Origin of the sequence: Pseudoalteromonas aurantia, from assembly GCF_005886875.1 — a bacterium.
In the GTDB taxonomy this organism is placed as follows: Bacteria; Pseudomonadota; Gammaproteobacteria; order Enterobacterales; family Alteromonadaceae; genus Pseudoalteromonas; species Pseudoalteromonas aurantia_A.
Window position 1 is genome coordinate 1 of the sequence record NZ_PNBY01000129.1, and the last position, 8159, is coordinate 8159.

General features: G+C 37.7%; 8 protein-coding genes. 3 read left to right on the forward strand and 5 right to left on the reverse strand.

The features are described 5' to 3' along the window. Positions 1-19: 19 nt before the first annotated feature. Positions 20-217 (reverse strand): hypothetical protein, encoded by a 198-nt coding sequence (locus CWC18_RS19080; protein WP_138675885.1) that lies wholly within the window; start codon positions 215-217, stop codon positions 20-22. Between the two features lie 567 nt (positions 218-784). Here CWC18_RS19080 and CWC18_RS21130 point away from each other — a divergent pair. Together CWC18_RS21130 and CWC18_RS19085 are read left to right on the forward strand one after the other, a co-directional pair. Further along, positions 785-937 carry a hypothetical protein gene (locus CWC18_RS21130; protein WP_171041167.1) on the forward strand — a complete coding sequence of 51 codons (153 nt, stop codon included), beginning with the start codon at positions 785-787 and terminating at the stop codon, positions 935-937. Positions 938-1217: 280 nt separating this feature from the next. Further along, a complete protein-coding gene (locus tag CWC18_RS19085) occupies positions 1218-1652 on the forward strand; it encodes an acyl-CoA thioesterase (RefSeq protein ID WP_138675886.1) in 435 nt (144 codons plus the stop codon). 753 nt (positions 1653-2405) lie between these two features. Here CWC18_RS19085 and CWC18_RS19095 read toward each other — a convergent pair. Continuing rightward, positions 2406-2720 (reverse strand): hypothetical protein, encoded by a 315-nt coding sequence (locus tag CWC18_RS19095; RefSeq protein ID WP_138593065.1) that lies wholly within the window; start codon positions 2718-2720, stop codon positions 2406-2408. Positions 2721-3299: 579 nt separating this feature from the next. Between CWC18_RS19095 and CWC18_RS19100 the strand changes: the two genes are divergently transcribed. Further along, positions 3300-4043 (forward strand): substrate-binding periplasmic protein, encoded by a 744-nt coding sequence (locus CWC18_RS19100; RefSeq protein WP_010364648.1) that lies wholly within the window; start codon positions 3300-3302, stop codon positions 4041-4043. A gap of 248 nt (positions 4044-4291) precedes the next feature. Here the strand turns inward: CWC18_RS19100 and CWC18_RS19105 are convergent, their stop codons facing one another. The 3 genes from CWC18_RS19105 to CWC18_RS19115 form a co-directional block, all read right to left on the reverse strand. Next, the gene (locus CWC18_RS19105; RefSeq protein WP_138593059.1) at positions 4292-4720 is read right to left on the reverse strand and encodes a hypothetical protein; all 429 of its coding nucleotides are present in this window, start codon (positions 4718-4720) and stop codon (positions 4292-4294) included. A gap of 365 nt (positions 4721-5085) precedes the next feature. Then, positions 5086-7545: a penicillin acylase family protein gene (locus tag CWC18_RS19110; protein WP_138675888.1), complete on the reverse strand. Its 2460-nt coding sequence runs from the start codon at positions 7543-7545 to the stop codon at positions 5086-5088. A 210-nt stretch (positions 7546-7755) separates the two neighbouring features. Then, positions 7756-8159 (reverse strand): ISAs1 family transposase (locus CWC18_RS19115; protein ID WP_138675889.1); only part of this gene is annotated, 404 nt, incomplete at its 5' end.

Sequence of the window (8159 nt, forward strand, 5' to 3'; positions counted from 1 at the left end):
TGTGATTGAAAATTAATGACTATTTTTGGGGATCCCTTAGCCGCATACCTATAAATTGATACGATAATACATTTCGAGACCAGATTGAATTGGCTTGATATTGATAGTGTAATTCGGCTTCTTTGACCGTTAATCCCAACATCTCCAAAGACCACTGAGAAACACCCCGATTAGTAGCAATATTTTGATTCTGGTTTCGTGTACCACTATGGCTCATATTTAAGCCTGACTTTAAGTCTTTAAAACCTTCTTCTATTTGTATTCGTGTGCCATAGATTGTGGTGATTTACTAGACATTTCGAGCTGTCTGTGTGAACGAGCGATGTTGCCAATAACCAAAGGTTCCTTTTCACATTCCATATCACGCCTAGATTGACTGCTTAGCGCTAAATGGAATACAGCTCTGTAAAGTAGAACATGTTCCACTGCTAAGCCTAAATAGTGATTGAACGACCATGGCCACCGTGTTTTTCGATATTCTGCCACTGTGAGATGTCACTATCACTTAGCCAAATATTGATGTAACCGCGTTGAACTAAAGCACGGTTGTACTGTAGCTAATTTTTAATTTTTTTATTTTAAAATATAGATCAGGATGTTTGATGAGTGGGGTGTGTAAAATTGCTTTATTTCAATGCCTTAGCTGGTTTCGCTACGAAGTGGTTACCATTGTATTCCGCGATATATTTACTGCGTATGTGAACAGTTATTGGCAGCTTATAGGTCAATTGTTATAAAAAGTTGATGCCACTTGACGTTAATTTTCCGCTATTGAATAACATAAATGTTATATCTTGCTGAAGATTTCTTATCAATTACAAGAGTGTGTATTTTACTTGAAAAACAAGGCGCACCTATTAAGGTGCGCCTTGTTTCTGCGCGTGGTGAAGGTGAACTAGAGAGTGAACTAGTCATTGATGCGTTGCATCGTTCATAACCTTCACACTATTTAACGAAGTGAAATTAAAAATTGATCACAAATAGACAAAAATTTTTAAAATTGTGATTTTCCGGTTGTTTCAATCACATGGCCTATTTTAAATTTGTTTTTAAACGTCTGTTTTTTTTGATTTTAGCTCTTAACGACATGTTTTTTTGCTAAACAATTCTTTAAGTTTTAAGGGGGGGTAATTTCACTAGATACTTCCTAATTACCTGCCTTGCTGGTACGATGAGTTGCATTATAAATATTAATATCTGTGATTTGAGGTAATGCTGTGCATGAATTTTTTGAAAAACCTTTTATTAATACAAAGGTTAATGTGGTTTGGGGTGAAATGGATGCATTAGGACATGTGAATAATGTATCGTATTTTCGCTATTTCGAAACTGCAAGAATTGATTTTTTAAAGCAAACAGGTTTACTTTCTATTTTATCAGAACCCAGTCATAGCCCTGTTCTGCGTGATACTTACGCACAGTATAAACGCCCAGTTACTTTTCCTGATACACTGCATATTGGTTCATACATTACTGATATTAAAGAAGACCGTTTTACTATGTGTTATGAAGCGTTTAGTGAATCACAGCAAGCAATCTGTACAATGGGCTATGCGAATGTGGTGATGTTCAATATGAAAACAGGGCAAAAGACGGCGATTTCAGACAATATGCTAGATATATTGAAGCAATATGAGATAGGCAAGAGTTGAAATTAAAGCGAACAAAATCTCAATAGATTTGTACGTTGCTTGATTATTTTGGTTTTATAAATTCCAAGTGAGTTATCGGATGCTTGTATTTGGTATTGTGCTATAAAAGTCCCTCTTTTGTTTAAGCTTTTACTTCTTCTTTGCTTTCCATGTGCCACCATATTGATAGGTTTTAGCGTATTTTTTCTTGAGTATTAATAGGCAAGGGCCACAGGAAAATCGCCATGCAGTGTTTTTATCATAGCGGCAACGATACATGACAGGTTTACTTTGTTGGCATTGCGCACAGAGTTTTTGGCGAATTCTCATTGATGTATCCCATATGAAAATAACGAAGCTAGATATTCATTGATTTCCCGTTCTATACGAAACGTATGGACATTCGATCATGAACAACTATGCTGGCTGGTAGGCAATTTAATATTAAAATGGAACTAAGATGATTCATCAGTGCTTGTATGTGTGAATGTGGCTATGGCAGGTTAATAGTTCTCGGCAACTGAAAGAAATGAATACGATGCCTATTACTTACCACGTTTGTTATCGTCATTTAGCTAGCTGGTATTATTTTTTAATGTGAGGCGATGATGTATCAAGTAGTGTAAAGGTCAAAATATTCTTAAAGGCTTTTGTGTGCTTAACATTCTTGCCTAAAAGGTGAGTAATAGCCGTTTGTAATTTACAAATGGGGAAGCTCAGTTGTTCACTTCTTAAAAGAATATATTAATCTGAGTCTAGCATTAGCTTTGTCGCTTAATGTACCGTGATCGGAAGATCATTTACGACCAAAGATTGGCCATTTTCTTTGGCGCGAATAAAACTGGATATTAAAGTATCATTTGACAGGGTGTTTATATCGTCGACCTGTTCTACCATGCAAAATGTAATGGATTCCCAGCCTAGGTTTTTGATAAAGCTCTTCAGTTGTTTGATATTGTTTTGATAATTCTCATCGGTTGTCAGTAAGCCGATAGAGTGCTTATTACCGAGTTTGTACTTTCCGTTGTGTGTTGCCGCACAGTGTGCATAACCGCTAATCACATATACTTTATTGTCATTTTTATTCATTTTGGTAAATGTTTGAGTGAATTTCAGGTTTTTATGCATTTTTTGAACCAAGATCGTAAATGTGGTCCTGAACTCAGATCATTACGTGCTTACACTATGAAATTAGCATATAAAAAATAATTGGTTACTTACACCGGACATAAATGCCTAACAAGGTGTCAAATTTTTGTATGGAACCACGAGGTAGCTCATACTTCGAATCCGCAAAAGACCGTAAACAAGTCTTTTTTAGAGTCACAGGTTGTCAACGCATAAAGGAGAGCAAAATTGAAAAGCTCAGAATTGTATTAACTCTTTTCAATAATGAGTGATGTGATGATGAGGTGATCACATAAAATCGATTGCTTATCTTTTAATTGGGTGGAGATCTGGTGACTACCGCCAATTGACTTTTATCCTGTTTTTGGCATTAAAGTGGTTGCTTTTTATGGTAATTAAGCCATTAAACAAGGGAGGAAGTACTCATTTTTAGTCAATTTAGACTCATGTAAGTAGCCATGGATACATAATTAATATGTTCTTTTAAATCTGGTGTATTTGTATTATTGTTAAATTGTGTGCAATTTGACGTGAGTGATTATGAAAGTATTGTTCGTTTTTTTGATACTCAGCGCTCAAGTTATTTACGCAAAAGAACATAAGGTTTACTCTGTTGTTTTATATCATGAAGCTAACCCTCCATACAGCTTTGTAGAAAATCATCAAAAAGATGGGATTTTTATCGATCTTTTTCATGAAATCAGTTTGTTGACTAATTTAAAGTTTAAATTTGTACCTCTATCTGTTGCCCGTGGCAAACTATATTTCGCTAGAGGTAAAATTGATATAGAGCCAGGGATCAGCCCTCGATGGAGAGATAAAGAAGAGGTGAAAGGGGTTTATTCACAGAGCTATGCAAACTCGAAAGAAATTATCATGGCTAATTCAAACAAGCTCAATCCTGTAAATCATATTTCTCAGTTGTACGGTAAAGTAATTGGTAAGGTGAGGGGGTATAGTTATGGTGAGTTTGACATGCACATGGGTAATAATGGGCTGGTTGTTGTCAATAATAAATCAGAAAAAATGCTAGTAGCGCAACTTTATAAAAAAAGATTTGACTATATTTTGATAGGCGAAGCAAGCGCATCGTATTTTATTAATACAGAGCCAAAATACAGAGACTTTTTGAAAGTTTACGAAGTATCAAACGAACCAGTTTCTCTGCGTATTCATCCTAATCATCAAGACATTCTACCAGCCATTAACCAAGCACTCGATTTAATGATTAAATCAGGTACTATCGCTGAAATTTATGCAAAATATGGATATTCATTTGATTAAACCAATAGTGACAAAGACTTTAATATATATTTTTGTCAGCCTGTGAAGTTATGATGATTGAGTCTAAAAATTCTGTGTTAATCAACTTTTGCTCTCAAGTGTGCGAGGCTGAAATTCAAGTACAACTAGGTCTCTCCATGTTGTTTTTGAATGTGGTTATTTCGACAGCATATGTCGAAATAACAAAGTGGTGTTAGTAGGTAAAAGCAAAAAAAAAGGAATGAACACTTGATAAATTTGAGCTAAATTTATTTGTGAACGGCTTTTTCTATAGCATTCGTAAGCTTTTTTGAATTAGGTAAAAAGCCGTTTAGGTAGGCGATAATTTGCCCTTGAGCATTTGTTAGTTTATAGACGTTTGATACCGGGCATTCGCTACATGCGATGTCATGTAACTGATACTGTGTTTCAGTTAAGCCGGTATAATGGTAAAGCATGTTGTTTTTCACCACGAGTCGAGTGTTGAAATACTGGCAACATCGATAGTTCATGTACCCCATACGCAGTAGTATGCCTACCATACAGAGGGACAACACATTAAAATACCAAACTTGTTGGTTCATGATAAAACTTGAAATGGCAAGCGCCAGCATAACAATAACGAGTAAGCCAAGCCAAACTCGCTGCATTATTTTGAATCCGCCCTGTGATTCGAATGTGATTTCGTGACTATGCATTTAACACCTTTATTACTGTAAGCATATAATATCGATATGTAAATTCTACCGTAATTTAGCCGCAAAACACAGTAAATAAAATTAAGAATGATTCCTTTTACGATGTGTTGCGACAAAGATAAAACCCTATAGTTTACAGCTTGTTTTGACTGATTATGCGTTTTTGATACGGTCAGAGGGTGGCATTAGTGAGAGTCATAAACGTTGAACTTTGCTGTTAAGTAACTCGTTGTTAAGTAGCGATATTAGTGACTGCAAAGTTACTATCGCTCGTTATATTCTTAAACCAATTGAATGTTGAGCTGCATTTAATAATGAAAAAGGTCAACCACGAATGGTTAACCTTTAGGGAGAATAGTGCGGACTTAGTTCGGACTTAGTTGGATTTCTTGTACTGTATTTTCGTTAACTAAACCTTCAGAGTAGAAAAGAGGAATACTCTCGTCATTTGACCATTCGTTAGCCAGGTTTTGGTAAAATGGACTGTCGGGGTTGCCTGATTGGCCTGGCGCATTCATTACTCTTGAATTATCCCATTGTCCAACATCAATAACCATTCGCCATGTAGTCCCTGCGACGGTAGAAAAGTCACCTGTGAGGTTATAGGCATGCCAATTGGCATTGACTGTATCCATAGAGCCGCCTCTTTTTAGATTCTGCCATGGATTAAAATGATTTTGATAGGCTTCTGGTAATAAGGGGGTTATTGGGTGTACCAACCTTGCTGTATGCTTGTCACCCCATTGAGAAGTTAAGTTAGCAGGATCTGAAGCACAGGCCAGTAAAGTGTTACTAATTAGATTAGCCATTTGGTCATGAGAAAGTGGGCTATCGGTATCAGTGAATGAGGCTTTTACCATATCAAGCAGTAAGGTTTGATCACCAAAGCTAGATAAATCAGCCAAGTATGGAAATGCATCGCTTGGCGCTAACAGGCTGAGTATAGAGGGCCTTAAGTAACGGTGCCACCAAGAGCTAAAAAAGTGTGCTTGTGTGGAACTGCTGCGCAGATGTTTATCCCACAGTTGCATATTAATAAGCAGTTGCAGTGCAATTGGATGTTCAATACTGGCAAGCGGGATAGCATCTAGCAACCCTTTTGCTGGTAAGGATAACGTATCAGCCTGCAATGCCAAGCTATCTGCGACACTATGATTGCTACTCCCCTCAAGTACTTGCGCTATTCTTTTAAAGCGGTAGTCAGCAGCCCATTCATAGCCAATATGAAAGGGAAGGCTAGGTGAGACGTTCATTTCATTAGCAGATGCAACCCAGCCTTTTTGCGGATTGAATTGATAAGGTAAAAAGTCAATTGGTATACGCCAAGCCCACTCATATTTGCCATTACCAGGAACTGGCAATAAGCCATCCCAATTGTAACGATAAGGGACATAGCCTGCTGTTTTTAAGGCTATATTACCTTTTATGTCAGCAAATACGTGGTTTTCAGACGGGTTTTTAAATGCGGATAGTGCATGTCGGTACTGCAGCCAGTTGGTGGCTTTTTGGTAATCTAAGCTGGCAAGGTAGGGTGCCATGCCTGGTTCAAGCCACGCAGCACGAATGGTATAAATTGTATTGTTGACCTTATCCTTATAAATAACAGGGCCATGCTGGGTAAACTCTAGTGTAACAATGGTATCTTCTTGGCCTTTCACTGGAATTGACTCTGTAATTGTGTCGAGTGGCTGCCAATAATGTAAATATTGGTACGTATTAGTATCATCAGGATTCATATCATAGAAATATAGATCTTCTTGATCGGCAGAAAAAACAGTAAACCCAAATGCAATATTGCCATTGTGGCCAAGCGATACACCTGGAATATAAGGTTCACCAGCGCCAATGACATTCATAGTATCTGATTTCAGATGAACAGCGTAACGTCCAGATGGAATTGAATTTACACGGTGCGGGTCGGATGCCAATATAGCGCGACCAGTAGACGTTTTTGAAGGCGATATTGCCCAGTTATTACTACCAAGTTGCCTTTGTGCACTCGCGGCTAAAGCTTCATCTTCAACCTGTTGCAGCAAGCTTTTAACTGCTGTTTCAGCGGGTAATAATTTTGATGTCGCTTGGATCTGTTGTGCGGAGAACCTAACACCTGAAGTTGCTAATGTGTATAACTTCAGTACATCATTTGGCAATTTATTGTACTCAGTGCCTTTAGGTATTTTTGGACTATGTTCTGGTTCAAGTTTGATCCGTAATGCATCAAGTTCAAGATTAAAATCTCGGATAATTTTTGCACGTGTCACTTCACTGTTTACGTTTCGGCTTAAACCATGACTGCGAATTTTTAAAATATCATCAGCATGCCATGTTAATGGTTGATACTGCAAAAGCGTAAATTCAGGCGGTAGCGGCACATTCCCTGCTTGTATTTGCTCAATATAGTAGTTTATTCCCGCTACAAAGCTGTCTATTGCCGTTGGCGCATTGAATCCATATTGCCAACGCTCGTGCGCTATATTACCTCTAAAAAGAAATAGCCTACTTGCTTTGTCTTGCTCGATAAAAGCAGGGCCAAAGGCTTGTGATAAGAGGCCTAACCCCTTTCTGCGCCATAGGTCTATTTGCCAAAGCCTTTCTCTTGCGATGTTAAAACCCTGCGCAAAATATACATCGCTGTCACTACGAGCAGTAATATGTGCTATACCAAACTTATCGATTTGTATTTTAGCTGGTGCACTTAATTGCTTTGCTGTTAATACAGTCGTTTCGATAGGTGTTTGCTCTGTTATGACTGTGTTATTTGCATTACTCGTTAATGGAAGTAGCCCCATTAACATAGTTGTGCCTATTATGATCTGTCGTTTCACTTAATGTTTCTCCTTAACGTTAATGTATGTAGCAAATCTGTAATTCATACTTGTCCAATTCAGATTACATATGATTTGTGAAATTAAAAAATTCATATTACGGGTGATTAAAGGTTTATAATATTAAACTAAAGTAGGAACGCGGGGTTTAGCCGCTTTCTAACACTAAACACTAATTAATAAATCACAATTAACCCGAAATTTTAGCTCTTACATTTTTCGTGTCTGATTATGTAATAAGGCCGTTGAGCAGGGCGAGAACGTGAATGTTATGTTAACGGATAAACCCTGATCGATTACCTTATCTAAATATTCAGTGTCCATCGCAGCGCGGCGTTGTTTTCGTCGTACGCTGGCTTTTAAGGTACTTTCTCTTTTCAACTGGTTCAGTCCTACATGCCTAAATGTACGGAAGTTTTCTGCCGTGTGACCTCTGCTTATTGGGCAGTTATCCTCTCTGAATGAGACATCAAGAACCCAGTGTAATTGATTCTCAACGGCCCAATGGCTACGTACATGATTGGCTAACTCTTCTGCCGATAATTGCGCAGAGCTGGTGTAATAGCGAACATCGATAAGCTCTTTTCCCTTCTTTATGCGGTAGTAAATTGCTT

What these genes read in the sequence shown, in the direction of transcription:
- CWC18_RS19105 (WP_138593059.1), bottom strand. Translation starts at nt 4,720, where the DNA reads ATGCATAGTCACGAAATCACATTCGAATCACAGGGCGGATTCAAAATA.
- CWC18_RS19080 (WP_138675885.1), bottom strand. Translation starts at nt 217, where the DNA reads ATGAGCCATAGTGGTACACGAAACCAGAATCAAAATATTGCTACTAAT.
- CWC18_RS19100 (WP_010364648.1), top strand. Translation starts at nt 3,300, where the DNA reads ATGAAAGTATTGTTCGTTTTTTTGATACTCAGCGCTCAAGTTATTTAC.
- CWC18_RS21130 (WP_171041167.1), top strand. Translation starts at nt 785, where the DNA reads ATGTTATATCTTGCTGAAGATTTCTTATCAATTACAAGAGTGTGTATT.
- CWC18_RS19095 (WP_138593065.1), bottom strand. Translation starts at nt 2,720, where the DNA reads ATGAATAAAAATGACAATAAAGTATATGTGATTAGCGGTTATGCACAC.